Here is a 24904-nt window from a genome sequence, read left to right as displayed (position 1 = left end):
GCAGTGCAATCAGCCGCGGCACCCGCCGCACAGCGAACAGGAGAATCCCATGCGCACGACCGCTCTCGCCGCCACAGCGGCACTCGTCCTCGCCCTCTCGCTCAGCGCCTGCAGCTCGCCAGGCGCCGACAGCGGAACGAAGCCGGAGCCCTCGATGTCGCAGAGCGCCTCCATGGGGATGGAGCGGACCGGAGACTTCGCCGGCCTCAGCGACAAGACCGTGAAGGGCTCGGTGTCGGCGTCCGACGGGATGCTCGTCCTGTCGGACTTCTCCTCCGACGAGGGACCCGACCTGCACGTCTACCTGACGAAGGGGACCGATGAGGCCGCCGTCTCGGCAGGGGTGATGGTCGACGCGGTGTCCTTCGACACCGCGTCGCAGACCTTCACGCTGAAGGACGCCGACATCGCCGACTACACCTACGTCGTGATCCACTGCGACAAGGCCAAGGCGGTGTTCGGCGCCGCGAAGCTGTCATGAGCGGCGGCGGACGTCGCCTCGCCCTCGCCTCGTCGCTGCTCGGCGGCGCGGCGAGGGTCGCCGTCGGGGTGCTCTGGCTCCTGGAGGGGATCCTGAAGTACCGCGCGGGGTTCGGCGCGGCCGATATCGAGCTCGTCGCCAGGAGCACCGCAGGCAACAGCAGGACGCCCTGGTGGTTCGCGCCCCTCGGCGGCGCGATGGACAGCGCGGCGGGCCTCTTCGGGGTGGTGATACCGGCGCTCGAGACGCTGCTCGGCGCGCTTCTCCTCGTCGGCCTGATGACGAGTCCCGTCGCGCTGGCGTCGATCGGGACGCTGATGCTCTACTGGGCGTCGGACCAGCTGATCGCCCAGTATCCCGTGATGGTAATGCTGTCGGCGCTCGTGCTCGTGCTGCCGTCGGCGGGACGGTTCGGGGTCGACGGCTGGTGGCGGAGACGTCGGAACGCCCCTCGACGAGACCCGGGCTGAGCGCTCAGCCCCTGCGTCGGATGCCGAAGCGGCGGCGCTTCGGCATCGCGGGAGCCTGGGCGATCGGGCGCGCCGCCCTTCGGTCCGCCCACGCGATGACCTCCGCATCGATGTCCCGCGGCTGCGTGACCACGGGCGGGCCGCCCTGCAGCTGCCGTCTCGCCTCCAGCACCCGGCGGTTGAAGTCCGCGAGCACGTCGCGCACATCGGCCTCGCGGCCGAGGAGGTCGAGCTGATCGTCCAGCTCGCGGTCCTCGGCGCGGAGGAGGATGGCCGGAGGGCCGAGCCCCGTGAGGTTCTCGGTCTCGATCTTCCGGCGGATCCACCAGTCGGGATCGTGGTGGTCGCCGAGGCCCTCGATCGGCTTCCCCGCGCCCGGGAGGTCGTCGAAGTCGCCCCGGCGGATCGCGACCTGGATCGCGCTCTCGATGTAGGCGGCCCGGTCGACCGCCGCGGCGGCTCCGGGTGGCGTACCGGTGTCAGCCTCGGCATCCGCGTCCGCCTCGCCGCTCTGCTGACGCGCTCGATATCTCGCTGCCGCTTCTCGTGGATCGCTCATGTGCACCTCCGACTGCTCTCCAGCGTACGACGGCGGCGCAGTCAGGGCGCGGAGATGCGGTGTCCCCGCCAGCGCCTAGGCTCTGAGGGTGACCAGGCCCGCCTCTCTGAACCGCGACATCCTGCGGCTCGCGGTGCCGGCGCTGGGCGCGCTGATCGCCGAGCCGGCCTTCCTCATCGTCGACGCCGCCCTCGTCGGCCACCTCGGCACCACACCGCTCGCCGGGCTCGGCATCGCGGGAGCCGTCCTGCAGACGATCGTCGGGCTCATGGTCTTCCTCGCCTACTCGACCACCCCCGCCGTCGCCCGGAGGTTCGGCGCGGGCGCGCCGGGAGACGCCGTCTCGGTCGGCGTGAACGGCATGTGGCTGGCCCTCGGACTCGGAGCCGTGCTCGCCGTGATCGGCGCCGTGTCGTCGCCCTGGCTGGTGTCCCTGTTCGGGGCGAGCGACGCCGTCGCGGCTCAGGCCGACGACTACCTCCGCATCTCGATGTGGGGTCTGCCGGCGATGCTGATCGTGTTCGCGGCGACCGGGCTGCTGCGCGGCATGCAGGACACGGTGACGCCGCTGTGGATCGCGGGGCTCGGGTTCGGCGCCAACGCCCTGCTGAACGTCCTCTTCATCTACGGCTTCAACTGGGGCATCGCAGGATCGGCCGTCGGCACGGTGACCGCGCAGTGGGGGATGGTCGCCGCCTACGTGCTGGTCGTGCGGCGCCTCGCGACGAGGCACAGCGCCTCCCTGCGGGCGCAGCGCGACGGCATCCGCGGCACGGCCAGGTCGGGAGGCTGGCTGTTCCTGCGCACGGTGAGCCTGCGGGTGGCCCTGCTCGCCACCGTGGGCATCGCGACGGGCATCGGCACCACGGAGCTCGCCGGCTGGCAGATCGTCTTCACGATCTTCTCGGCCGCGGCCTTCGCTCTCGATGCGCTCGCGATCGCCGCTCAGGCACTGATCGGCAAGGAGCTCGGCGCCGGAGACGAGCGCAGGGTGCATCGCGTGCTCGCGCGCACCGTCGCGTGGGGCGCCTGGTTCGGCGTGATCGTCGGCGCCGTGATCGGCGCGCTGTCCGGGGTGCTCGGGATCCTGTTCACCGGCGACCCGGAGGTCGCGTCCCTGGTCCAGCCCGCCCTCATCGTGCTCGCCGTCGCACAGCCGATCGCCGGGGTGGTCTTCGTCCTCGACGGCGTGCTGATGGGCGCCGGTGACGCCAGGTATCTGGCGGTCGCGGGCGGCCTCAACCTCGTGCCCTTCCTCCCCGCGCTGTGGATCATCTCGGCGAGCGGTGTCGACGGCAGCGCCGGGCTCGTCTGGCTCTCGGTCGCCTTCTTCGGCGTCTACCTCCTCGCCCGCCTCGGCACGCTGGGCTGGCGGGTGCGCTCGGGGCGCTGGGTCGCGGTGGACGCATGAGCGGATGGCCCGGCGATGCGGATGCTGTCATCCGCCGGATCCGTGCGGAGCTGGCCGCCGCGGACGACCAGCTCGGCGGCCTCGACGCCGTCCGCATCTCCGCCGACCTGCGCGGAGACGACCTCGAGCAGCTGACGTTCGAAGCGAGCGGCGTGGCCCTGCAGCTGCGACGACAGCCCTCGGCGACGCCTCCGCCCGGCATCGCATCAGCGCATTCCGACAGGACCGCCGCCACCGCGATCCGGTCTCGACGCCCGGGGATCGCGCGACGGGTGAGGCTGATCGCGGCGCAGGCGCGCGTCGACGGCATCCCGCTCACGGTCGACGTGGAACTCCTCGACCTGCCGATCGATTGGCTCGAGTACGAAGAACCGTCGGATCCGACCCGGCCGGAGACCGTCGTCGGCATCGACGTCCGAGACGACGAAGGCGTGCGCGGCGCGCTTTCCGCGTCGATACGCAGCAACGACATCGGCCCCCTGTTCGAGCGCATCGCCCGCGCGGCGCTCGAGGCAGATGGCGTGGACATCCGTTCGGTGCGAATCGACCTTCGTCAGGACGGAGCCGACGGCATCCGCATCGCCGCCCGTGTCGGCGTGCGATGGAAGCTGCTCAGCGCATCCGCGCGGATGCGCGCACGCCTTCGGATCAGCCCCGATGCGGTGGTCACCGTGCGCGACCTCGGCGTCAGCAGCCGCAACCCGATCGTCGCGCTCGCGCTGTTCGCCGCACGCACGCAGGTGCGCGCCCAGATCGGCCGGACCCTCGATCTGAACGACGAGACGTCCTCGTCGGGTGTCCGACTGCACGACGTGCGCCTCACGGCCGGCCGCGACCTGAAGCTCTCGGCCCGCGTGGGGAAGTCGGTGTCGTCCCGACGTCGATGAGCTCAACCCGCGTGTCTCCTGCACAACTCGTACATGGTCACCGCGACCCCGGCACTCGCATTGATCGGCACGGTGGATCCGTGCTGACGCGGGTCGCGGTGGACGCCTGAGTCCCCGACTCCTCGCCCACAGCCGGGGCCGACGCACGACTTCTCCACACGCTCGCGGATGTCCGGAATCCGTCACATCTGTGTACCGCGCATCCCTGCCACGCTCGTCGTGAGCGCAGCAGAATGGGAGGGTGCTCGCGATGAACGAACCTCAGGTCTGGACGCTGATCGGCGTCTTCGCCGCCGGACTGTTCGGGATGCTGACGATCATGTCCACGATGTTCGTCCGCATCATCCGCACCGAGATCGGCGGACTCCGCAGCGAGATCCGCGGTGACATGAACGAGCTCCGCGCCGAGATCCGCGGTGACATGAACGAGCTCCGCGCCGAGGTGAAGGGCGACATCGCCTCCCTGCGCGGCGACATCCGCACCCTCGACCGTGATGTCAACTCGCTCATGAAGAACACCTTCGGCATCGACCGCGACTGATTCAGGCGAGGCGCCTCAACCCGCGTACCTCCGGCACCACTCGTACATGATCACAGCGGCCGCGGCGCTCGCGTTGATCGATCTCGTCGAGCCGTACTGGGTGATCTCGATGTGCGCGGATGCTGCGGCGAGCGCTTCGGGGGAGAGCCCCGGCCCCTCCTGACCGAAGAGCAGCACGCACCGCTCGGGAAGCTCGGCGTGGTCGACGGGCACCGCGCCGTCGACGTTGTCGACGGCGATGATCGGGAGGCCCTCGGCCTCGGTCCAGGCGGTGAAGGCCTGCACGTCCTCGTGATGCACCACGTGCTGGTACCGGTCGGTGACCATGGCTCCGCGCCGGTTCCAGCGGCGGCGTCCGATGATGTGCACGGTGTCTGCGAGGAAGGCGTTGGCGCTGCGCACGATCGAGCCGATGTTCATGTCGTGCTGCCAGTTCTCGATCGCGACGTGGAACGGATGCCGGTGCGTGTCGAGGTCGGCGACGATCGCCTCCATGCGCCAGTAGCGGTACCGGTCGACGACGTTCCGGGTGTCGCCGACGGCCAGCAGCTCGTGGTCGTACTGCTCCCCCGTCGGCCACGCCGACTCGCCACCCGGCCAGGGTCCGACGCCGTATCCCGGCTGCGTCGCCGATCCTGTCGGCGTCTCGGCGCTCTGCTCGTCCATCCCGCCAGGCTATCCGGCACTGAGTCCGTCGACGTCCCGCGACGACCGACTATTTAGGTGGACCGAAAAATCCGCTACGATTTCGGCATGCCTAAAAATTCCGCGATCGAGGACGCCCCCGCCGTACGGACCACCGCTCCGCGCAGCCTCTGGCTCCTCGGGCCCGCGCTCGTTGCCGGAGTCGCGTACCTCGACCCCGGCAACGTCGCGAGCAACATGACCGCCGGCGCCCAGTACGGGTACCTGCTGGTCTGGGTCGTGATCGCAGGCAACGTGATGGCGTGGCTCATCCAGTACCTGTCCGCCAAGCTCGGCGTCGTCACGGGGCAGAGCCTCCCCGAGATGCTGGGGGCCCGCCTGCGTCGACCGTGGGCGCGGCGCGCGTACTGGCTGCAGGCCGAGCTCGTGGCGATGGCGACCGATCTCGCCGAGGTCATCGGCGGGGCGGTGGCGCTGAACCTCCTGTTCAACGTGCCGCTGCTGCTCGGCGGCCTCATCACCGGCGCGGTCTCGATGGTCCTGCTCGCGGTGCAGAGCCGCCGAGGACCCCGCCACTTCGAGTTCGTGATCATCGGCCTCATGGCGATCATCACCATCGGCTTCGTCGCCGGCGTGTTCGTCGCACCCCCGGACCCGGCGGGGGTCGTGGGCGGACTGGTCCCCCGCTTCGAGGGCACGGGTTCGGTGCTCCTCGCGGCATCCATCCTCGGCGCGACGATCATGCCGCACGCGATCTACGCGCACTCCTCCCTCGCCCGCGACCGGTTCGGCTCCGCGGCGTCGCACGCCGAGACCGAGGCTGTCCGGACCGAGACCTCGCGAATCCGCCGACTGCTCACCGCCACCCGCTGGGACGTGTCGATCGCGATGGTGATCGCTGGCTCCGTGAACCTCGGCATCCTCCTCCTCGCCGCGACCAACCTCGCGGGCGTCGCAGGAACCGACTCCCTCGAGGGAGCGCACGCCGCCCTCGCCGCGAGCCTCGGCCCCGTCGTCGCGACGTTCTTCGCCGTCGGGCTCCTCGCCTCCGGTCTCGCCTCCACCTCGGTCGGCGCCTATGCGGGCGCGGAGATCATGCACGGTCTGCTGCACGTGCGCGTGCCGCTGCTCGCCCGACGGCTCGTCACGCTCATCCCTGCGCTCGCCATCCTGTGGGCGGGGGTCGACCCGACGCTCGCGCTGGTGCTGAGCCAGGTGGTGCTGTCGTTCGGCATCCCGTTCGCGCTCATCCCCCTGGTGGCGCTCACCGCGCAGCGGCGCACCCTCGGCCCGTGGGCCAACCGCGTGTGGACGACGGTCGCGGGGGTCACGGCCTCCGTGCTCCTGATCGCGCTGAACGGCGCCCTGCTCTGGCTGGTGCTCACGGGGGCGTGAGTCCGGCTCGCGCTCGGCGGTTAGGCTCGAAGCCATGACTGCCGAAGCCAAGGTCCGCCTGCTCACCTGGATCGGCATCGCGACCGGCCTGGCCGGAGGACTCCTCATCGCCTTCCCGAAGACGCTCCCGGTCGGCGGCCCGTGGGTGCAGCTCGGACTCGGCATCGCGACGCTCGTGCTGGCGTTCCGCGCGCGCAAGATCGGCATCGCCGACATCGAGGGCTTCGACGGACGCCTGTCGCTCGCGGCCGCACTGCTCGGATTCCTCGTGGTGTTCTTCGCCGGACAGGTCGCCTTCGGCATCCTCGTCGACGTCGCGAACTGACCGCCGACGCGTAGGCTGAGACCGTGGCATCCCCGGCAGCTGACGACTATCTGAAGACCGTCTACGCGCACACCGAATGGCAGGATGCTCCCATCACGCCGTCGGTGCTGGCCGCGAAGCTCGGGATCGCCCCCTCGTCCGTCACCGAGATGGTCAAGAAGCTCGCGGCGGCGGGCCTCGTCTCGCACGTGCCCTATGGAGCGGTGCGGCTGACCGATGCCGGCACCGCACGCGCCCTGTCGATCATCCGCAGGCACCGACTGATCGAGACCTGGCTGGTGCGGGAGTTCGGCTACGGGTGGGACGAGGTCCACGACGAGGCCGAGGTGCTCGAGCACACGATCAGCGACCGGCTGCTCGAGGGCATCGATGCGCGGCTCGGACGCCCGCGGTTCGATCCACACGGCGACGCGATCCCGGATGCCGACGGCGCGGTCATCCGCGAGCCGTTCGTCCTGCTCGCGGATGCCGTCGAGGGCCATGTCGGCCGCGTCCTCCGGGTCAGCGACCAGGACCCGGAGATCCTGCGCGCGGTCGAGGCCGCGGGCGTCGCGGTGGGGGTCGAGGTGTCGGTGACCGCCGGCGGCTTCTCCGTCGACGGCACGGAGGCCGAGATCGCGCACGCGGCCGACGTGATCTGGCTCACGTCCTGAGACCACGCACGAGAACCCCCACTCATGGGGAGTTCTCCCCTGCGCGCATCCGCCCCGAGCCTCATAGAGTGGAGGACGAACCGGGGGGTTGCTTCATGTCTGAGGATTTCAGCATCACGCAGATGGTGCTGTCGACGCAGCGCACCGAGCTCGAGGTCTCCGCTCGGGAGCTCGACTCGAAGATGAGCGCGGCGCATTCGGCGGAGACCGGAGTGCAGGCGCCGGTCGGTCGATCGTCCCTGCGGGAGATGCTCGAGGGCGCGATCGGCGAGACCCGCGCGCTCGTGCAGATCGGACAGGATGACGTGATGAAGATCTCCGGTCGGATCCAGCAGCTGGAGACCCAGACCGCCGATCTCGATCTGCGACTCGGAGCCGGCTGGGAGGATCTCCCCCTGTGACCACCTCACCCAAGGGCCACCCGTTCGAGCACATCGACTACGACGTGGGGCAGATGAACAGCCTGCACGGTCACCTCGAGGATGCCGCGGACGAGGTCGCCACCATGCAGCTCGTGCTGCGCAACCTCACCGACAACCTGGAAGGGCGGGGGCAGGCACTCGACCGCGCGAAGAGCATGGCGGGCGACGTCGCCGCCGCGTTCGCCTCCCCGGCCGCGCGCATCCGACGCATCAAGGGCATCGTCCTCGCCTACGGTCGGGGCGCCGAGGAGCACGGCGGTCGGGCGAATCAGCTGATGGCGACGGTCACCGCCGCCCAGGCATCCGCCGAGACGGCGAGAGCGGACCTCACGGATGCGCAGACGGAACTGAGCACCTGGCAGCGCAGCGACGAGTACGCAGCATGGAGCTCAGGTGAGGAGACCGCCACGCCGTCGACATCGCTGCGCGCGAGGGATGAGCGCTATCGCGAGGCCGTGTCATCGGCCCAGACGAGCAGCTCCAGCGCCTCCGCGGATCTCGAGGAGGCGTGGGCGAGCTGGGAACGGTCGTTCGAGTCCTGGGACGACGCATACGCCCGGGCCGTCACGGCGCTCGCCAGCGTCGATGACGACTACGTCTCCGCCGCGGACGTCGCCACCCTCGCCTCTCTCGCCGATGCGGACTCCCCTGCCGAGGTCGCAGCAATCTGGGACACCCTGACGGACGCGCAGAAGGAGCACTGCATCCAGACGTATCCCGGATTCATCGGGAACCTCGAGGGCGTGCCCTACGAGTATCGGATCGCGGCGAACACGAGGATGCTCGAGCAGGCCGACGGAGTGGAGTGGGGGGAGCCGCTCGACACGACCATCGATCGGCTGCTGACGGAGTACCGCGAGCGCGACGGGCTCCCCATCGCGCTCAACCTCTGGGACAAGAATCAGCCCACCGCCGCTGTCCTCTACGTCGACGGCTACTCCTTCGACCCCGAGAACCCCACCGATCCGCTGAACGGGGTCGAGAACCTCAACGTGCTGATCGGGGGCATGATGAGCGAAGCCGGCCAGATCCGTGACTGGTCGCAGAGCGCACGGGATCTCAACGCCGTGACCAATGGGAAGTCGGCCACGATCGCATGGTTCGGCTACGACACCCCGAACTTCGCGACGGTGGGCAGTTCCGAGCAGGCGAGGGTCGGCGCCGAACTGCTCACGAACGCACTCCGCGGGCTCGACCTCGCTGCGCCCGAGGGTGCGAGGACGACAGTGATCGCTCATTCCTACGGGACGACCACGGCATTCCTGGCGGTGGGCAGCGCAAGCGACAACCTCGGCGTCGACAACCTGATCTCCCTCGGATCCGCAGGTCTCACCGACCAGGCGCTCGGCGAGGATCCCGGCAGGGGCATGGACTTCTCCGGCACCGCCCTGTTCGCGACGCGGGGGCCGAACGACTGGGTCTCCCTTCTCGGCCGCACCTTCTCGGACCACTCGATCGACCCCGACAGCCTCGAGGGCGTCACGACCTTCCAGAGCGACGGCGAGCATCTCGCCGACGGGTCGTATCTGGACTACACGCCCGGGCACGGCACGCATTCCGAGGCGAACCTGCCGATCGGCGCGGTCGTGAACGACGGCGGCTACCTGCAGGACGGCAGCGAATCCTTCGCGAACATCGCCAACATCATCAACTATGGTGAGCCGTTGACGACAGATGATCGGTGACGGTGTGCGGACTTCGAGAAGCAGGCGACGTGCGAGCTCGGTGCTCGCAGTGATGGGAGTGATCATCATGACCGGATGCACGGTGAGCGAGCCCGCTCCGAGCGGGAGCTCCCTGTTCGACGAGGCCGAGGCGAACTACCTCCGCTATCGCGGATTCGTGAACGAGCTCCAGTCCACTCTCTCCACGGAGGACTGGGAGATCGGACAGCTCGGCGTGTACGGGATGCAGCCGGTCGAGTGCGATGAGGCCGGTCAGTACCGGTTCGACCTCAACCGCAGCATCGCCCTCGACGGTGCGCAGCGCGAGGCCTATGCCGACACGGTCGAGGGGTTCCTCTCCGACAATGACATGTCGCCGCGGCGAAGCGTTCTCGGCGAAGACGACCAGGAGGGTCAGCTCATCCAGGTCACCGTGCGCGACGAGGGCGACTTCTCGCTCCTGCTCGTCGAGATCCGGCAGGACGGACGGGTCAGGATCGCCGCCGAGACCACCTGCTGGCCCGGCGACCGTGACGAGCTCAGCACGCTGCTCTTCCACGGCGAGCGCCTCGGCGCCGGCTACCTGCCGACCGATGTCGAGTCCCCTGCCGATCCGCTCTTCTTCGGGATCACCCCGGGTGAGCCGCAGTTCGTTCGCGAGACGTCGGCGACGACGGAGACCCCCGCGCCTTAGCATCCGGTCCGGTCTGCGGTGCGCCGCGCCGCCCCGGCATCCTCTGCGCTCCGGGGATGCCGACTTCCGCGTACCGTCAGGTCAGGGGGTGTCAATTGTTTCCACTTTTGTGCAAGACTCTGAAAACAATTATCACCCCGCTCGAAAGAGGACTCGATGAAGAGACGCCCCCTCGTCGCCGCGACGGCTGCGCTGCTGATGGTCGGAGCGCCCGCTGCCATGGCGGCGGCAGCCCCCGACACGGAACTCCTTTACTCCTACGTCAAGAACGCCGACGGCACGTACGGCTACGGCGACAAGCCGGTGTACACGTATCCGGGCTCCGGCGTCCAGGTCACGGTCCCCACCGCCCTCGCCCCGGAGAACCGTCGCTTCTCCAGCGCGTGGGTCGCGACGATCGGCAACCTGAACTTCGGCAAGCCGACGAGCGCCGCCGACTTCGACGCGAAGTACGACGCGGTGCTCGACGACTTCGAGGCGTGGAACATGAACGCCGTGATCTTCCAGGTGCGCCCGCTCCTCGATGCGTACTACCCCTCGGAGATCAACCCCTGGTCCGAGTTCGTCTCGGGCGCCCAGGGCACGGACCCCGGCTACGACCCGCTGGCCCGGATGGTCGAGGCGACCCACGCCCGCGGCATGGAGTACCACGCCTGGCTCAACCCCTACCGCGTGACCAACACCAAGATGACGGCGGCGAGCATCCTGTCGGCGCTGAAGCTGACGGCGGATCAGGTCAAGGCGCTCACGACGACCGAGTACATCGCCGCCCTCAACGCGGCCGGAGTCCTGGCCGATGACAACTTCGCCGTGCAGCATCCCGACCTCGTGCTGTCGTTCGACGAGAAGCTCTTCCTGAATCCGGGGCGACCGGAGGTCCGGGACTACGTCGCGGCATCCGTGGCGGAGATCGTCGCGAACTACGACGTCGACGCGATCCACTTCGACGACTACTTCTACCCGTATCGGATCAGCGTCAACGGAGCGAACGTGTTCTTCGGCGACGCCGGGGAGGACAGGGCGACGTTCGAGCAGTACGGCCTGGCCGCCGGCTACGCGGACACCGTCGCCGGCGTCGAGCAGTGGCGGCGCGACAACGTCACGGCGCTGATCACCGAGGTCGGGGATGCGATCGACGACCACAACGACCAGGACGGCACCGCCGTGCAGTTCGGCGTGAGCCCGTTCGGGATCTGGGAGCACAGCGCCCTCGACCCCGCGGGGTCGCACACCCCGACCGGTTCGTCCCAGAGCTACAGCAAGTCGATCTTCGCGGACACCCGCGGCTGGGTGCAGGACGAGCTCGTCGACTACCTCACCCCGCAGATCTACTGGAGCTTCGACCAGGCAGCCGCCCCCTACGGAGAGCTCGCGCAGTGGTGGAGCAACACCACCGCCGACAGCCGCACGCAGATCTACACCGGCCACGCCCTCTACAAGCACGTGAGCAACGGGGGCTTCGACCCCGCATGGATGAATCCCGAAGAGGTCCCCAACCAGATCCGGTTCAACCAGACCCTCGACGGGATCGACGGCAGCGTGCTGTTCAGCTACAACGACATGAAGCCGAGCGCCGTCGCCGCGCTCCCGGCCGATCAGCAGCCGCGCAACCAGGCGAAGAACGATGCGATCGCCCTGCTGAAGTCCGAGGCCTTCGCGCGGCCGACGATCGTCCCCGCCAAGCCCTGGCTGTCGGACGGCGTCGTCGCCGCCCCGATCGACGTGACACTGAAGGACGGGCGGATCACCTGGAAGGCCGGGGATGCCGCGGAGGCGCGCCAGTACGCGATCTACCGCGGCACCGGGACTCCCGCGCAGGTCGTCGCGACCGGCGGCACGCTCGTCGACACGTTCTGGGCCGGAGGGCCCGTCGAGCTGGGCTACGATCTTCCGCCGACCGTCGCGGCCGCCGCCGGGGAGACCTGGGTCGTCACCGCGCTGGACGCCGCCGCGGTGGAGAGCCTTCCCGTCGCCGCCGCTGCCCCGGTGGATCCGATCGACCCCGTCGACCCCGTCGATCCGGTCGACCCGGTCGATCCCGCGGGTCCTGCAGGCCCGGCGACGGGCGCCGGCGGTTCGTCGCCCTCCCGTGACGGCTCTCTGGCGACGACGGGTGGGACCGCGCCCACCGCTGCCCTGCTGATCGGCGGAGGACTCCTCGCCGCCGGCGCCGCTGCCGCAGCGGTCGCGGCCGCCGCCCGACACCGCCGCAACAGGGCCGACTGAGCCAGTGCGACGGCCGACCCCGGCCCGCCGTCGCACCTCCCCGACGAAGGCCGTCCTCCGCTCCCCCGGAGGGCGGCCTTCGGTCATCGGGCGCCGCGCATTCCCCCGACCTGATGCGACAGACCTCGTCACCTGCGCGACACACGCGCCCAATAGGCTGTGCACATGGCCCAACGCGACGACATCGAATGCTGGCTCACCGACATGGACGGCGTGCTCGTCCATGAGAACGACGCCATCCCGGGCGCGTCCGAACTGCTCGCCGGATGGGAGAGCTCCGGCATCCCCTATCTCGTGCTGACCAACAACTCGATCTTCACGGCCCGCGACCTCTCCGCGCGGCTGCGCACCAGCGGCCTGAACGTGCCGGAAGACCGCATCTGGACGTCCGCCCTCGCGACCGCCGACTTCCTGAAGCAGCAGCTGCCCGGCGGGTCCGCCTTCGTGATCGGCGAAGCAGGCATCCTCACCGCCCTGCACGACGCGGGGTTCATCATGACCGAGACCAACCCCGACTTCGTCGTCGTCGGCGAGACGCGCAACTACTCCTTCGAGGCGATCACCAAGGCGATCCGACTCATCAACGACGGTGCGCGCTTCATCGTCACGAACCCGGATGCCACGGGCCCCAGCGCCGACGGACCGCTCCCGGCGACCGGCGCGATCGCCGCGCTCATCACCAAGGCGACCGGCAAGGAGCCCTACGTCGTCGGCAAGCCGAACCCCATGATGTTCCGCTCGGCGCTGAACAAGATCGGGGCGCACTCCAAGCGCACCGGCATGATCGGCGACCGCATGGACACCGACGTCGTCGCCGGCATCGAGGCGGGGCTGCACACGGTGCTGGTGCTCACGGGCATCAGCGACCAGGTCGAGATCGAGAAGTACCCGTTCCGTCCGGATGAGATCGTGCAGTCGGTGGCCGACCTGCTCCCGCGCATCACCGAGACGATCACGACGGTCAAGACGAAGAAGTGAGCGATGGGCGTCCTCGACGAAGGTGAGCGCGTCACCGCAGCCGATGCCGTCGCCTGGCGCGCGTGGCTCCAGGAGAACCACGAGCGCGCGGCGGGCGTCTGGCTGCTGAGCGTGCGGGGCAACAACGACGTCGGCGTCGGCTATGAGGACGCGGTGCGCCAGGCGCTCTGCTTCGGCTGGATCGACGGTCCCGTGCGGACCTTCGACGATCAGACCGTCGGCCAGTGGTTCTCTCCGCGGCGGCCGTCGAGCGGCTGGGCGGCGACGAACAAGGCGCGCATCGCAGAGCTCGAGACCGAGGGGCTCCTCGCCCCGGCCGGCATCCGCGTGCTGGAGGCGGCGAAGGCCAACGGCTCATGGAGCGTGCTCGACGGCCCAGAGGCCGGGATCGAGCCGCCCGAGCTCACCCAGGCGCTGGACGCCGTGCCCGCCGCCAGGGAGAACTGGGACGCGTTCCCGAAGTCGGTGAAGAAGCTCGGGCTCACGAACATCGCGATGGCCAAGCGGGACGAGACCCGTCGCGCCCGGATCGCGAAGATCGTGGCCGATGCCGCAGAAGGGAGGCGACCGTGAACCAGAGCGATCTGCTGTTCCTCGTGGTCACGCTGATCCTCGTGACCTCGCTCGTGGTGATCGTCGTGCAGTTCGCGCGGTCACGACGGCGCGGAGGGTCGGACGACGGCCGCGCCGGCTGGTGGGAAGGCCCCTGGGACGACGACGACCGACGACGCTGATCCGGATCGGGCCGATCAGCTCAGGGTCAGGCTCTCCACGCGGGCGACCGGCTCCGGCATCCGCAGCGGGCCTGCGCCCGGAGTGATCGTTCCGAGGATGCGCGGCTCCCGCGCTCCCGTGCCGCCGGGGATCACCGCGGCGACCCCGTGCATGGTGCACCAGCCGATCAGTGCGAAGAGGATCGCCTCCTTGCTGTCCGCCGATGCCCCGAGCTCGTCCGCGAGGACCACCTCCACTCCGGGCAGCGCGTCGCGCAGGCCTCTCATGATCAGCGGGTTGTGGCACCCGCCGCCCGACACCGCGAGGTAGCCGATGCCCGCGGCCCTGACGTCGCGCGCCACGGTGCGGACGGTCAGCTCTGTGAGGGTGCGTACGAGATCGGCGTCCGCGATGCGTCTGCCGCCGACGTGCTCCCGTACGTAGTCGAGGTGGAAGTGCTCCTTGCCGGTGCTCTTCGGGGTGGGCAGCGCGTAGTACGGATCATCGAGGAGGGCCGACAGGAGGGCCTCGTCGACCGTGCCGGCCAGGGCGATCTCGGCATCCGCATCGTAGCCGCGCTCGTTCAAGCCCTCGGCGACGACGACCGCATCGACCAGTGCGTTCGCGGGGCCGATGTCGTAGGCGACGAGGCCCGAGGGCCCCGTGATGGTGATGTTCGCGATGCCGCCGAGGTTGACGGCGGCCGAGACGCCGGGGCGGCCGCGCAGGAGCAGCTCGTCGAGGAACGACACGAGGGGCGCGCCGTGCCCGCCCGCGGTGATGTCGCGGATCCGCACGTCCGAGACGACCGGCGCCCCGACACGCTCCGCGATCCAGGCGGGCTGGCCGATCTGCAGGGTGCCGAGGGCGTGGCCGGCATCCACCCAGTGGAACACCGTCTGGCCGTGCGTGCACACGGCGTCGACTCCGCCGACGGATGCCGCAGCGGATGCCGCGACCTCTGCGAACTCCTGCCCGATCAGGGTGTCGAGCTCGCACACCTCCGCCAGCGTGGTGGGCGCGGGCGGGAGCGCGGCGACGAGTCGGGCACGGAGGTCGGGGCTGTACGGGACGCTGTCCTCGTGCAGCACGGTGCCGTGCAGCGCGCCGTCTGCGTCGGCGAAGTCGACGACGGCGACGTCGATGCCGTCATGAGAGGTGCCAGAGAGCAGGCCGAGTACGCGCATGCGCTTCCTTCCGGGGTCTTCTACGAGGGTACGACGAATTTGTAAGGAGAGCGTACGGAATCGTCCGCCGCCGGTCGAGGAGACCTGTCGTCCTCAGCGATCGATCTGACGGATCTCTCCCCAGATCGTGGACGACGGCGCGAGACGGAGGGATGCTGGAGTCGCGGATCCGTAGATTCGTCCTCGTCCACCCATCTCGAAACGGAGGCGATGATGTCCCTCGACACCCTGACTGTCCTCATCGGCGCCGTCGGTGCGGTGGTGAGCATCGGCGCCAGCATGTTCGCCGGCGCGGGATGGATCGTCCGCCGCATCGATGGCGTCGAGAGCAAACTCACCCATCGCATCGATGGCGTAGAGAGCAAACTCACCGCACGCATCGACGACGTAGAGAGCAAACTCACCGCACGCATCGACGACGTAGAGACCAAACTCACCGCACGCATCGACGACGTAGAGACCAAACTCACCGCACGCATCGACGACGTAGAGAGCAAACTCACCGCACGCATCGACGACGTAGAAACCAAACTCACCGCACGCATCGACGACGTAGAAACCAAACTCACCGCACGCATCGACGACGTAGAAACCAAACTCACCGCACGCATCGATGCCGTCGCGAGCGATGTCGTCGAGGTGAAGATCGCCGTCGCGCGCCTCGAAGGCCCGCCACGGCACCTCGTCGTGGCAGGCCGCTGAGCCTGAACCTTCGGCTGCGAGCGAGCCGTCAGCGCAGAACGAGAGCCGCGGCGCCGATGAGCGGACCCTCGTCGCCGAGACCCGAGCGCACGACCCGCGCGCGACGCGAGTACTCGTGTGCCGCGCTCGCGGTGAGGGCCTGCTGCACGAGGTCGATATAGTCCGCGGAGACGCGGGAGAAGCCTCCGCCGATCGCGATCGTGTCGAGGTCGACGAGGGTCGCGGCATCCGCCAGCGCCTCGCCCACGGCGCGCGCCGAGCGCTCGATCGCCGCGCGTGCGATGGTGTCACCGGCCGCGGCGTCCCTGGCGAGGTCTTCGCCGGTCGCCCCGGTCCAGCCCTGCTGCTGCGCCCACGCGGCGCTCGCCGGCCCGGAGGCGATCTCCTCGAGCGTGAGCCCGCCCTCACGGCGCACCTGACCGAGATGACCGGCGTTGCCGGTGGCCCCGGGGATGTACGCGCCGTTCGCGACGAACCCTCCACCGACCCCGGTCGACACCACGATCGCGAGAGAGGAACGCGCGTCCTTCGTGGCACCGAGCCACGACTCGGCGAGTGCGAGCGCACCACCGTCATGACCGAACACCGTGGGCAGCCCGCGACCGAGGAGCCCGGAGGCGGTCGCACGCACAGCGTCCGCCAGACCGTAGCCCCGGGCTGCGGGCATGTTCACGGGGAGGATCTGACCGAGGTTCCTGTCGATCGGCCCGGCGCTGCCGATTCCGGCGCCGACGAGTTCGGCGTCGTCGGGGAGACGGGAGAGCGCGTGGGCGACGAGTGTCGCGATCGCGTCGTCGAGCGAAGCGGGTGTGGCATCCCGCCCCGTCGCCCGACGGCTGCGGCTTCCCCGCACGAGAGTGCCGTCCTCGCCGACGAGGGCGGCCTCCATCTTCGTGCCGCCGACATCGACGGCCAGCGCGTAGCGAGTCACTGGGGGTCGAGTCCGAGGTCGTCGAGATCGAATGCCGCGCGCCACTCCAGGCCCTCGGCCTCGATCGCGGCCTGCGCACCGGTCTTGCGGTCGACGATGACGGCGACGGCCACGATCTCGGCGCCCTCCTTGCGCAGCGCCTCGACCGCCTTGAGCGCGGACTGCCCTGTGGTCGAGGTGTCTTCCAGCACGACCACGCGCTTGCCCTTGACGTCGGCGCCCTCGATCTGCCGGCCGCGGCCGTGGTCCTTGGGCTCCTTGCGCACGACGAAGGCGTCGAGCGGCGTTCCGGCGGCGACCGACGCGTGCAGCACCGAGTTCGCGATCGGGTCGGCGCCGAGGGTCAGTCCGCCGACCGCCACGACGTCGAGGTCGCCGATCAGATCGAGCATGATGCGGCCGATCGCGGGCGCGGCCCTGTGATCGAGGGTGAGTTTGCGCATGTCGACGTAGTACGTCGCCTTCTTGCCGCTGGAGAGGGTGAAGTCGCCGTGGAACACCGCCTCGTCCGTGATCAGGTCGAGAAGTGTCTGGCGGTCTGCGTCGAGTGCGGTCACGGCATCCAGTGTAGAAGGAGCGGAGCCGAGAACCGCATGCGGCGGGTATGGATTCGCCGACGGCATCCGCCTATCGTGGCCGTGACCGACTCGAAGGAGACCCCGTGTTCGCATACGACCCCTATGCCGCCCTCGCCGAGCTGCGTCCGACCGCCGCCCTGGAACTGTCCAGCCCCGACTTCGTAGGCGGAGGCGCACTGCCCGTCTTCGCCTGGTCCTCGGAGCGCGGCGGCGCGGACCTCACGCCGCGGTTGCAGTGGTCGACTCCCCCTGCGGGGACGAAGAGCCTCGCGATCTCCTGCTTCGACCCCGATGCGCCGACGGGCTCGGGGTTCTGGCACTGGGCGGCCTTCGACCTCCCCGCCGATCTGACCGAGCTCGACTCGATCGACGGGACGGCGGCGAGCCTTCCGACCCGCGCCAAGGTCATGCCGAACGAGGCTCGGCTGCAGCGCTTCATCGGCGCCGCTCCCCCTGCGGGCACCGGAGTGCACCGCTACTTCTTCGTGGTGGACGCGCTCGATGTCGATCACCTCGGCCTCACCGGCGACGAGACCCCGGGGACCCTCGGCTTCCATCGCCACTTCCACACGCTGGCCCGGGGCGTGCTCGTGGGGACGGCCGACCCGTCGGAGCGCTGAACGACCGGCATCCGCCCCGACGCGATGCTGCAGGGCGGTGCTGCGGCGCGCGTCTGGACAGGACTCGGGTTCATGTCATATGATTCCATCATGCGAAATCAAATATTCGCTATGTGAAGAATCAGAACGCATGCCCCGACCTGCCCGACACGAGGAGACGCCGATGTCTACCCACCGCCAGATCGTCGCCATCACCTACGAGACGGCCGTGCGCGCCGTGTCCATCGCGATGGAGGTCGGTGAGCGGCACGGAGTGAAGACCGTGGTCTCGGTCGCCGACCCGTCGATGACCCTGATCGCGTACGGCATGGCCGACGGGGCGACGCCGCACAGCTCGGAGACCAGCCGCCGCAAGGCCGCGACCTCGGCGTCCACGCGCCGGCGGACCGGGCGGATCCCCGACGCGCTCACGACGACCCTGCCGCTGGGCACGGGCGGCGCGTTGACCACGATCGACGGAGGCGTGCCGATCTTCTTCGGCGACGACCTCGTCGGTGGGCTCGGCGTCGCCGGCGGCAGCCCCGCCCAGGATGCGGACATCGCACTCGAGACTCTGAGGCGCCTCGGCGCACGAGTAGAAGGAATGGAATCATGACCGAGTACCTCACCCGCGCCGACCTCTCGGTGGCCGCCCCGATCGTGGAGTTCGCCGAGGCGTCGCTCTCCGATGCCGGACGCGACGTCGATGCGTTCTGGTCCGGGGCGAGTGCGATCGTGCACGACCTCGTCCCCCGCAACGCCGCGCTCCTGCGCACGCGCGACGAGCTGCAGCAGCGCATCGACGAGTTCCACCGCTCGAATCCCGGCGTGCCCGACCGCGATGCGTACCGCGCGCTCCTCACGGAGATCGGCTACCTGGTCCCCGTGCCTTCCGAGGTCGCGGTCACCACGGTGGACGTGGATCCCGAGATCGCGACCATCGCCGGCCCGCAGCTGGTCGTCCCCCTCCTGAACGCGCGCTTCGCGATCAACGCCGCCAACGCCCGCTGGGGCTCCCTCTACGACGCGCTGTACGGCACCGACGCGATCGATCAGACCGGAGACCTCGCGCCCGGTGCGGAGTTCAACTTCACCCGCGCCGCCGCCGTCGTCTCGTTCGGCCGCGAGCTCCTCGACGAGATCGCCCCGCTGGAGACCGGCTCGCACCGCGATGCGACCGGCTATCGCGTCGACGCCGACGGACTGATCGTGCAGACGGCATCCGGTGATCGTCGCCTGGCCTCGTCCGCCGCCTTCGTCGGGCACACCGGCGACACGGATGCGCCCACCGCCGTGCTGCTGGTGCACAACGGCCTGCACGCCGAGATCGTGATCGACCACGACGGACGCATCGGCCGCACCGACGGCGCCGGTGTGCAGGACATCATCCTGGAGTCCGCTCTGACCGCGATCCTCGACCTGGAGGACTCGGTCGCCGCCGTGGACGCCGACGACAAGGCGCTCGGCTACCGCAATTGGCGCGGCTTCATGGACGGCACGCTGTCCGAGACCGTCACCAAGGGCGGACGCACGTTCACCAGGACGCTCGCCGCCGACCGCACGTATCGCACCGCCGACGGCGGCGAGGTCACGCTTCCCGGCCGCTCGGTGCTGTTCGTCCGCAACGTCGGCCACCTCATGCGCACGGATGCCGTGCTGGACCGCGACGGAGGCCCCATCTTCGAGGGCATCCTCGACGCGATCATGACCGCGCTCGGCTCCCTCCCCGAGCTCGAGGGAGCGGATGCCGGGCGCAACTCCCGCACCGGGTCGATGTACATCGTGAAGCCCAAGATGCACGGGCCGGAGGAGGTCGCCTTCGCCGCCGAGCTCTTCGGCCGCGTGGAGGAGCTGCTCGGGCTGCCCGCCCTCACGATGAAGGTCGGGATCATGGACGAGGAGCGTCGCACCTCGGCGAACCTCGCGGCCTCGATCGCCGCGGCATCCGATCGGGTGGTGTTCATCAACACCGGATTCCTCGACCGCACCGGCGACGAGATCCACACCTCGCTGCATGCCGGGCCGTTCCTGCCGAAGGCCGCGATCAAGGCGCAGCCGTTCATGAAGGCCTACGAGGACCGCAACGTGGCGATCGGCCTGGCCTCCGGCCTCGACGGGCGCGCGCAGATCGGCAAGGGCATGTGGGCGGAGCCCGACCTCATGCACGACATGCTCGTGAAGAAGATCGCGCACCCGCAGTCGGGAGCATCCACCGCCTGGGTGCCGTCTCCGACCGCCGCGACCCTGCACGCCCTGCACTACCACCGGGTCGACGCGTTCGCGGTGCGCGCGACGCTGCCCGCCGTGGGCGAGAGCGCGCTGGACGCCTTGCTCGTCCCGCCGCTGGCCGGCGATGGCGACCTCACCCCGGAGGTCGTCGCGAACGAGATCGACAACAACGTGCAGTCGATCCTCGGCTACGTGGTGCGGTGGATCGACCAGGGCATCGGCGTCTCGAAGGTGCCGGACATCAACGGCGTCGGCCTCATGGAGGACCGCGCGACGCTGCGGATCTCCAGCCAGCTGCTCGCCAACTGGCTCACGCACGGCGTGATCACCGAAGAGCAGATCGACGACAGCCTGCGCCGCCTGGCGCCCGTCGTCGACGAGCAGAACGCCGGAGACCCGAACTACGAACCGCTGGCGTTCGACGAGGGCGCGGAGCCCGGCATCGCGTTCACGGCGGCCCGCCGCCTGATCGTCGAGGGGGCCGCCCAGCCGAGCGGCTACACCGAGCCGCTGCTGCACGGCCTGCGTCGCGAGAAGAAGGCCGAGTAGGCCTGAGCCGCGGGGAGTGCCGTCATTGTCGGCGCTCCCCCATAGGCTGTTCTCATGCGCTTGGCCACCTGGAACGTCAACTCCATCCGCACCCGTGTCACCCGCACCGTCGAGTTCGCCGTCCGCGAAGACATCGACGTGCTGGCGATGCAGGAGATCAAGTGCAAGCCCGAGCAGTTCCCGTACGGACCGTTCGAAGAGGCCGGGTACCACGTCGAGGTCCACGGCCTGAACCAGTGGAACGGCGTCGCCATCGCGAGCCGCCTGCCCGTCACCGACGTCCGCACGACGTTCGACGGGATGCCCGGTTTCGCGAAGGGGCACGAGGGTCCGGATGCTCCGCTCGAAGCCCGCGCGCTCGGCGTGATGGTCGACGGGGTGCGCGTGTGGAGCCTCTACGTACCCAACGGACGCGCGCTCGACGACCCGCACTACGCCTACAAGCTGCACTGGCTGGAGGAGCTGAAGAAGTCCACCGCCGCCGAGCTGCAGGCGAATCCGGCGCTGCCGCTGGCGCTCGTCGGCGACTTCAACATCATCCCCTTCGACGCCGACAACGGAGACCCCGACATCGTCGTGGGCCGCTCGACGCACGTCTCCCCGCAGGAGCGCGACGCGTTCTTCGCGATGGCGGATGCCGGCGTCGCCGACGTCGTGCGGCCGCTGCTGCCCGAGGGGTACACGTACTGGGACTACCAGCGCCTCAAGTTCCCCCGCAACGAGGGCATCCGCATCGACTTCATCCTCGGATCGAAGACCCTGGCGGATGCCGTCACCGGGGCCTCCATCCACCGCGACGAGCGCAAGGGCGAGCAGCCCAGCGACCACGTCCCGGTGGTCGTCGACCTCGACTTCGGCTCGGCCGATGAGGACGACGACCTGCCGATGATCTTCTCCTGACCTGCCCGGTCGTCGCTCGCACCGGTCGTTGAGCGAGACTCGCGACCCGCTCGTTGAGCGAGCGACGGTCGTTGAGCGAGCGAAGCGAGACGAAACGCAGAGACGAAACGTAGAGACGAAACGCAGAGACGACGCACGCTGACAGGAAAGGCGTCCATGACCATCCGACTGATCGCGACCGATCTCGACGGCACGCTGCTCGACTCCTCGCCCGCGGTCACTCCGCGCACGCGCGCGGCTCTCGATGCGGCCCGAGCCCGCGGCATCCACGTCGTGCCCGTGACCGCCCGGCAGCCGATCGGTCTGCGGGCCATCGCGGCCGATGCCGGCTTCGACGGCTGGGCGCTGTGCGGCAACGGGGCCTACGCGATCCATCTCGCCGACGGACGGATGCTGTTCGCCGAGGAGCTGCCGCCCGACACGATCCGCGCGCTCGCGGAGGCTCTTCGCTCCAGCATCCCCGGGCTGCTGTTCGCCAGCGTGCGCGAGGGCGGCGAGACCTTCGTCGCCCAGCACGGCTACGCCGAGGTCGCCGACTACTCCGACCACAAGCGCGACCCTCTCACGATGGGCGGGGTGCCGCTCGACCACGTGCTGGCCGCGCCGACGCTCAAGCTCGTGATCCGGCATCCCGAGCTCACACCGACCGTGCTGTACGACACTCTCCGCGACCTCGGGCTGAGCGGCTTCGAGGCCACGCTGTCGGGTGCCCCGTTCGTCGAGGTCATGGCCGAGGGCGTGACCAAGGCCACGGGGCTCGCGCGCCTGTGCGCGCATCTCGGCGTCGCACGGTCCGACGTCATCGCCTTCGGCGACGCGCTCAACGACGTCGAGATGCTCCGCTGGGCCGGTCACGGGGTCGCGATGGCCGGCGCTGACGACGTCGTGCGGGACGCAGCAGACGAGATCGCACGATCCAACGATGATGACGGGGTGGCGCGGGTGATCGAGCGGATGCTCGGCTGACGCCGACCTCGACGCTCCCGGGCCTCTCAGCCGAGCGGCACTCTGTTCGTGCTGATCGAGGTCGGGTTGACGGTGTTGATCACGGTCGGCGTGCCGCTGGACAGGTCGATGAAGAAGACGCCGGTCTGGCCCTTGTCGGTCACGGGGAACGCCCAGGTGCCGCCGACCACGTCCGGCTGCGGCCCCTGCACCACGTCGAGCGGTTCCGGCATCTCTCCCTTGAGCACCTCGATGGGCGAGAGGGTCGCCGACGCCGCATAGTCAGCCCGAGACGTGTGCAGCACGATGTCATCCTCGTCGCCTCGCGCACTCGCGAACACGACGATGTCGGCCTGGTCCGTCCATGCGGCCAGTTCCTCCGCGGTCGCGGCCGGGGCCGCCTCGGGGAGGCCGGCAAGGACCCGTTCGAACTTCTGCCAGTCACCCCAGTCGTCGTGCACGCCGAGGTAGCCGAGGAGTTCGTATCCCTCCTCGCCCGCGGCCGTGAGCACGAAGATCCCCTCGTGGCGGGCGTCGTAGGAGAACTCCGTCTGCTCGGTGAGGTAGTACGCGGTGCCGGCCGGCTTGGTCACCGTGATCGTCGCCGCTGCGTCACCCTTCAGACTGTCCGAGACGCGGACGACGGCGGTCTGCGCGGGGAAGTCGGCGCCGTCGGCATCCGTGACCGCGGGGTCGACCGACTCGACGGTGCCGAACAGGATCGCGTCGGCTCCCGCGACCAGCTCGGTGATGGTCTCGGCGGGGTTCGGTGCGGAGACGGACTGCGTCGTCGACGGCTGCGGGGTGGGCATTGCGTCCTCCTCAGGATCTGGACTGCACGCGGTGAGGACCACCAGCGCGGCGATGACCGCCACGAGGCCCTGCCACGGGGACTTTCTCATCGGTTCGCGATCGCCACGTCGGAGAAGGACTTCGCGAAGTCTTCCATGCTCATCGTGAAACTTCCATCGTCGGGGTTGTTCAGCACGCCTCCGGCATCGGTGATCGCCGACTCGTGCCCGGCGTTGTGACCCCACGGATTGCGGATCACCACGTACTGCGTGCCGTCGACCTCGTACGCCTTGGTCACGGTCAGCGCATGGCCGCCGCCCTCGAAACCGAGCTGGCCGTTGGTCGCACAGGCGGCGACGGGTCGGTGGTTCCCGAGCGCGTCCTTCATTTCGCCGAAGCTGTCATCGATGTCGTTGCCTCCGGTCACGAAGTCCCAGAATCCGGCGTCGTCGTCTTTGGTGTCGGCTCCGTGCCCGAAGATGTCCTCCATGACATCCTGCGGCCAGCCGCCCTCGAACTCCTTGTAGCTGCCCTCGTGGATGACGTAGGCCGCCTCGATGACGCGCACCCAGTCGGCCTGGCTGTTGTCGAGGAACTGGTCGCTGCTGACCGTGATGTCGCCGTCGGCGAAGTGCACCGTGTAGGTGCCGTCGGGGTTGACGGTGATCATGTCCTTGATCTTCTGCGGGTCGCCGTCGGCAAGACCGGCGAGCACGGCGAGCAGGTAGCAGTCGCCGGCTCCTCCCTGGTGGACGTCGCCGGGCTCTGGCTGGCCGTTCGGGAACAGGCTCGAGGATCCGTCGCCCGGGAGCTTCTCCCCCGACCGGATCGCATCGAGATCGGGCGAGGAGAGGGCGGCCACGGCCTCGTCATACGTGGAGCGCCAGTCGACGACCTTGTTGTTCCACTGGGTCGCGACCTCGTTCCACGCCTCGCGCGCCGCCCAGATGTCGGCCTCCAGCTGCTGCCGCTTCGCGAGCTCCGCGTCGTAGTCGTCGGAGCCCTCGACGGGCGCCTCGCCGTCGGCGTAGTCGCCCTGAAGTTCTTTCAGCGCCTTCCAGCGCTCCTGGCATTGCACGGCGAGAGCGTCGAGGCTCTCCTGACAGTCGGCGGTCCGCGAGCCGTAGCTGACGAGCGCGAGGCCGACCGGTCCGTAGATGGCGCCCGCGACCGCGATCCGATCGGCGGTGTCGCCGATCGACGAGCGGAGTCTCTCCGCCGCCTTCCCCGTGATCCGCCACTGCGACATCTCGGAGTCCTTGATCGCGCGCAGCCGGGTGGCGAGCTGGCTCATCACGTTGCCGTGGTCGGCCATCTTGCGCCCGCTCGAGAAGACGGTCGCGGGTTCGCCCGCCATCGAGCGGATCTCCTCGCCGAGCCCCGGAGCCACGCCCGCGGTACCCGGTGCGACCTGCTGACCTCCCATG

Annotated in this window: 28 protein-coding genes; 21 read left to right on the top strand and 7 right to left on the bottom strand. The window is 69.5% G+C overall.

Annotated elements, in window-relative coordinates:
- The first annotated feature begins 49 nt into the window (after positions 1-49).
- Positions 50-481: a DM13 domain-containing protein gene (locus ACFVRO_RS06005; RefSeq protein WP_386950305.1), complete on the top strand. Its 432-nt coding sequence runs from the start codon at positions 50-52 to the stop codon at positions 479-481.
- On the top strand, positions 478-951 hold the full coding sequence (locus tag ACFVRO_RS06000) for a hypothetical protein (protein WP_386950302.1): 474 nt from the start codon (positions 478-480) through the stop codon (positions 949-951). The genes ACFVRO_RS06005 and ACFVRO_RS06000 overlap by 4 nt, the downstream gene beginning before the upstream one ends.
- A gap of 4 nt (positions 952-955) precedes the next feature.
- Here the strand turns inward: ACFVRO_RS06000 and ACFVRO_RS05995 are convergent, their stop codons facing one another.
- The gene (locus ACFVRO_RS05995) at positions 956-1510 is read right to left on the bottom strand and encodes a DUF1992 domain-containing protein (RefSeq protein WP_386950300.1); all 555 of its coding nucleotides are present in this window, start codon (positions 1508-1510) and stop codon (positions 956-958) included.
- 88 nt (positions 1511-1598) lie between these two features.
- Between ACFVRO_RS05995 and ACFVRO_RS05990 the strand changes: the two genes are divergently transcribed.
- From ACFVRO_RS05990 to ACFVRO_RS05980, 3 genes are all read left to right on the top strand, one after another.
- The gene (locus ACFVRO_RS05990) at positions 1599-2921 is read left to right on the top strand and encodes an MATE family efflux transporter (RefSeq protein WP_105674312.1); all 1323 of its coding nucleotides are present in this window, start codon (positions 1599-1601) and stop codon (positions 2919-2921) included.
- Positions 2918-3808 carry a hypothetical protein gene (locus tag ACFVRO_RS05985; RefSeq protein ID WP_386950298.1) on the top strand — a complete coding sequence of 297 codons (891 nt, stop codon included), beginning with the start codon at positions 2918-2920 and terminating at the stop codon, positions 3806-3808. The genes ACFVRO_RS05990 and ACFVRO_RS05985 overlap by 4 nt, the downstream gene beginning before the upstream one ends.
- 250 nt (positions 3809-4058) lie before the next feature.
- Complete coding sequence (locus ACFVRO_RS05980) at positions 4059-4349, top strand: DUF2730 domain-containing protein (protein WP_223585726.1); 291 nt, start codon at positions 4059-4061, stop codon at positions 4347-4349.
- A gap of 15 nt (positions 4350-4364) precedes the next feature.
- On the opposite strand, the gene ACFVRO_RS05975 is transcribed toward ACFVRO_RS05980, so the two are convergent.
- On the bottom strand, positions 4365-5015 hold the full coding sequence (locus ACFVRO_RS05975) for a TrmH family RNA methyltransferase (RefSeq protein ID WP_386950296.1): 651 nt from the start codon (positions 5013-5015) through the stop codon (positions 4365-4367).
- An 87-nt stretch (positions 5016-5102) separates the two neighbouring features.
- On the opposite strand from ACFVRO_RS05975, the gene ACFVRO_RS05970 reads away from it, so the two are divergent.
- The 10 genes from ACFVRO_RS05970 (at position 5103) to ACFVRO_RS05925 (ending at position 14085) form a co-directional block, all read left to right on the top strand.
- Entirely contained in the window at positions 5103-6389 is a 1287-nt protein-coding gene (locus ACFVRO_RS05970; protein ID WP_386950295.1) for an Nramp family divalent metal transporter, read from the top strand.
- A 34-nt stretch (positions 6390-6423) separates the two neighbouring features.
- Positions 6424-6714, top strand: coding sequence for a hypothetical protein (locus ACFVRO_RS05965; RefSeq protein ID WP_105674320.1), 291 nt, complete (start codon positions 6424-6426; stop codon positions 6712-6714).
- Between the two features lie 23 nt (positions 6715-6737).
- The gene (locus ACFVRO_RS05960) at positions 6738-7367 is read left to right on the top strand and encodes a metal-dependent transcriptional regulator (protein WP_105674322.1); all 630 of its coding nucleotides are present in this window, start codon (positions 6738-6740) and stop codon (positions 7365-7367) included.
- Positions 7368-7462: 95 nt separating this feature from the next.
- A complete protein-coding gene (locus ACFVRO_RS05955) occupies positions 7463-7768 on the top strand; it encodes a hypothetical protein (protein ID WP_386950292.1) in 306 nt (101 codons plus the stop codon).
- Positions 7765-9474: an alpha/beta hydrolase gene (locus ACFVRO_RS05950; RefSeq protein ID WP_386950289.1), complete on the top strand. Its 1710-nt coding sequence runs from the start codon at positions 7765-7767 to the stop codon at positions 9472-9474. The genes ACFVRO_RS05955 and ACFVRO_RS05950 overlap by 4 nt, the downstream gene beginning before the upstream one ends.
- An 82-nt stretch (positions 9475-9556) precedes the next feature.
- Positions 9557-10147: a hypothetical protein gene (locus ACFVRO_RS05945; RefSeq protein ID WP_386950286.1), complete on the top strand. Its 591-nt coding sequence runs from the start codon at positions 9557-9559 to the stop codon at positions 10145-10147.
- Positions 10148-10303: 156 nt separating this feature from the next.
- The gene (locus ACFVRO_RS05940) at positions 10304-12373 is read left to right on the top strand and encodes a glycoside hydrolase family 10 protein (protein ID WP_386950283.1); all 2070 of its coding nucleotides are present in this window, start codon (positions 10304-10306) and stop codon (positions 12371-12373) included.
- Positions 12374-12538: 165 nt separating this feature from the next.
- Positions 12539-13351, top strand: a complete 813-nt coding sequence (locus tag ACFVRO_RS05935) for an HAD-IIA family hydrolase (protein WP_105674326.1) — start codon at positions 12539-12541, stop codon at positions 13349-13351.
- Positions 13352-13354: 3 nt separating this feature from the next.
- Entirely contained in the window at positions 13355-13924 is a 570-nt protein-coding gene (locus ACFVRO_RS05930; RefSeq protein WP_386950280.1) for a YdeI family protein, read from the top strand.
- Positions 13921-14085 (top strand): hypothetical protein, encoded by a 165-nt coding sequence (locus tag ACFVRO_RS05925; protein ID WP_386950279.1) that lies wholly within the window; start codon positions 13921-13923, stop codon positions 14083-14085. The genes ACFVRO_RS05930 and ACFVRO_RS05925 overlap by 4 nt, the downstream gene beginning before the upstream one ends.
- A 15-nt stretch (positions 14086-14100) precedes the next feature.
- On the opposite strand, the gene ACFVRO_RS05920 is transcribed toward ACFVRO_RS05925, so the two are convergent.
- Positions 14101-15252, bottom strand: a complete 1152-nt coding sequence (locus ACFVRO_RS05920) for an anhydro-N-acetylmuramic acid kinase (protein ID WP_386950276.1) — start codon at positions 15250-15252, stop codon at positions 14101-14103.
- A 213-nt stretch (positions 15253-15465) separates the two neighbouring features.
- Between ACFVRO_RS05920 and ACFVRO_RS05915 the strand changes: the two genes are divergently transcribed.
- Entirely contained in the window at positions 15466-15954 is a 489-nt protein-coding gene (locus ACFVRO_RS05915; protein ID WP_386950273.1) for a hypothetical protein, read from the top strand.
- Between the two features lie 28 nt (positions 15955-15982).
- Here the strand turns inward: ACFVRO_RS05915 and ACFVRO_RS05910 are convergent, their stop codons facing one another.
- The gene (locus ACFVRO_RS05910) at positions 15983-16885 is read right to left on the bottom strand and encodes an ROK family protein (protein WP_386950270.1); all 903 of its coding nucleotides are present in this window, start codon (positions 16883-16885) and stop codon (positions 15983-15985) included.
- Positions 16882-17442, bottom strand: a complete 561-nt coding sequence (gene pyrE / locus ACFVRO_RS05905; RefSeq protein WP_341941095.1) for an orotate phosphoribosyltransferase — start codon at positions 17440-17442, stop codon at positions 16882-16884. The genes ACFVRO_RS05910 and pyrE overlap by 4 nt, the downstream gene beginning before the upstream one ends.
- Before the next feature lie 104 nt (positions 17443-17546).
- On the opposite strand from pyrE, the gene ACFVRO_RS05900 reads away from it, so the two are divergent.
- The 5 genes from ACFVRO_RS05900 (at position 17547) to ACFVRO_RS05880 (ending at position 22706) form a co-directional block, all read left to right on the top strand.
- Positions 17547-18083, top strand: coding sequence for a YbhB/YbcL family Raf kinase inhibitor-like protein (locus tag ACFVRO_RS05900; protein WP_386950267.1), 537 nt, complete (start codon positions 17547-17549; stop codon positions 18081-18083).
- A 163-nt stretch (positions 18084-18246) separates the two neighbouring features.
- Positions 18247-18678: a heme-binding protein gene (locus ACFVRO_RS05895; protein ID WP_341941093.1), complete on the top strand. Its 432-nt coding sequence runs from the start codon at positions 18247-18249 to the stop codon at positions 18676-18678.
- Positions 18675-20840 carry a malate synthase G gene (locus ACFVRO_RS05890; protein ID WP_386950264.1) on the top strand — a complete coding sequence of 722 codons (2166 nt, stop codon included), beginning with the start codon at positions 18675-18677 and terminating at the stop codon, positions 20838-20840. The genes ACFVRO_RS05895 and ACFVRO_RS05890 overlap by 4 nt, the downstream gene beginning before the upstream one ends.
- 54 nt (positions 20841-20894) lie before the next feature.
- Entirely contained in the window at positions 20895-21740 is an 846-nt protein-coding gene (locus ACFVRO_RS05885) for an exodeoxyribonuclease III (protein ID WP_386950261.1), read from the top strand.
- Positions 21741-21896: 156 nt separating this feature from the next.
- The gene (locus ACFVRO_RS05880) at positions 21897-22706 is read left to right on the top strand and encodes an HAD family hydrolase (protein WP_386950258.1); all 810 of its coding nucleotides are present in this window, start codon (positions 21897-21899) and stop codon (positions 22704-22706) included.
- A 26-nt stretch (positions 22707-22732) separates the two neighbouring features.
- On the opposite strand, the gene ACFVRO_RS05875 is transcribed toward ACFVRO_RS05880, so the two are convergent.
- Together ACFVRO_RS05875 and ACFVRO_RS05870 are read right to left on the bottom strand one after the other, a co-directional pair.
- Positions 22733-23497, bottom strand: coding sequence for a hypothetical protein (locus ACFVRO_RS05875; RefSeq protein ID WP_386950257.1), 765 nt, complete (start codon positions 23495-23497; stop codon positions 22733-22735).
- Positions 23498-23583: 86 nt separating this feature from the next.
- The gene (locus tag ACFVRO_RS05870) at positions 23584-24903 is read right to left on the bottom strand and encodes a C2 family cysteine protease (protein ID WP_386950254.1); all 1320 of its coding nucleotides are present in this window, start codon (positions 24901-24903) and stop codon (positions 23584-23586) included.
- Between the last annotated feature and the right edge of the window lies 1 nt (position 24904).

The organism is Microbacterium sp. NPDC057944, from assembly GCF_042887445.1.
Lineage (GTDB): Bacteria > Actinomycetota > Actinomycetes > Actinomycetales > Microbacteriaceae > Microbacterium > Microbacterium natoriense.
The sequence above is the reverse complement of the archived record's forward strand: the minus strand, read 5'-3'. Positions and strand labels throughout refer to the sequence as shown.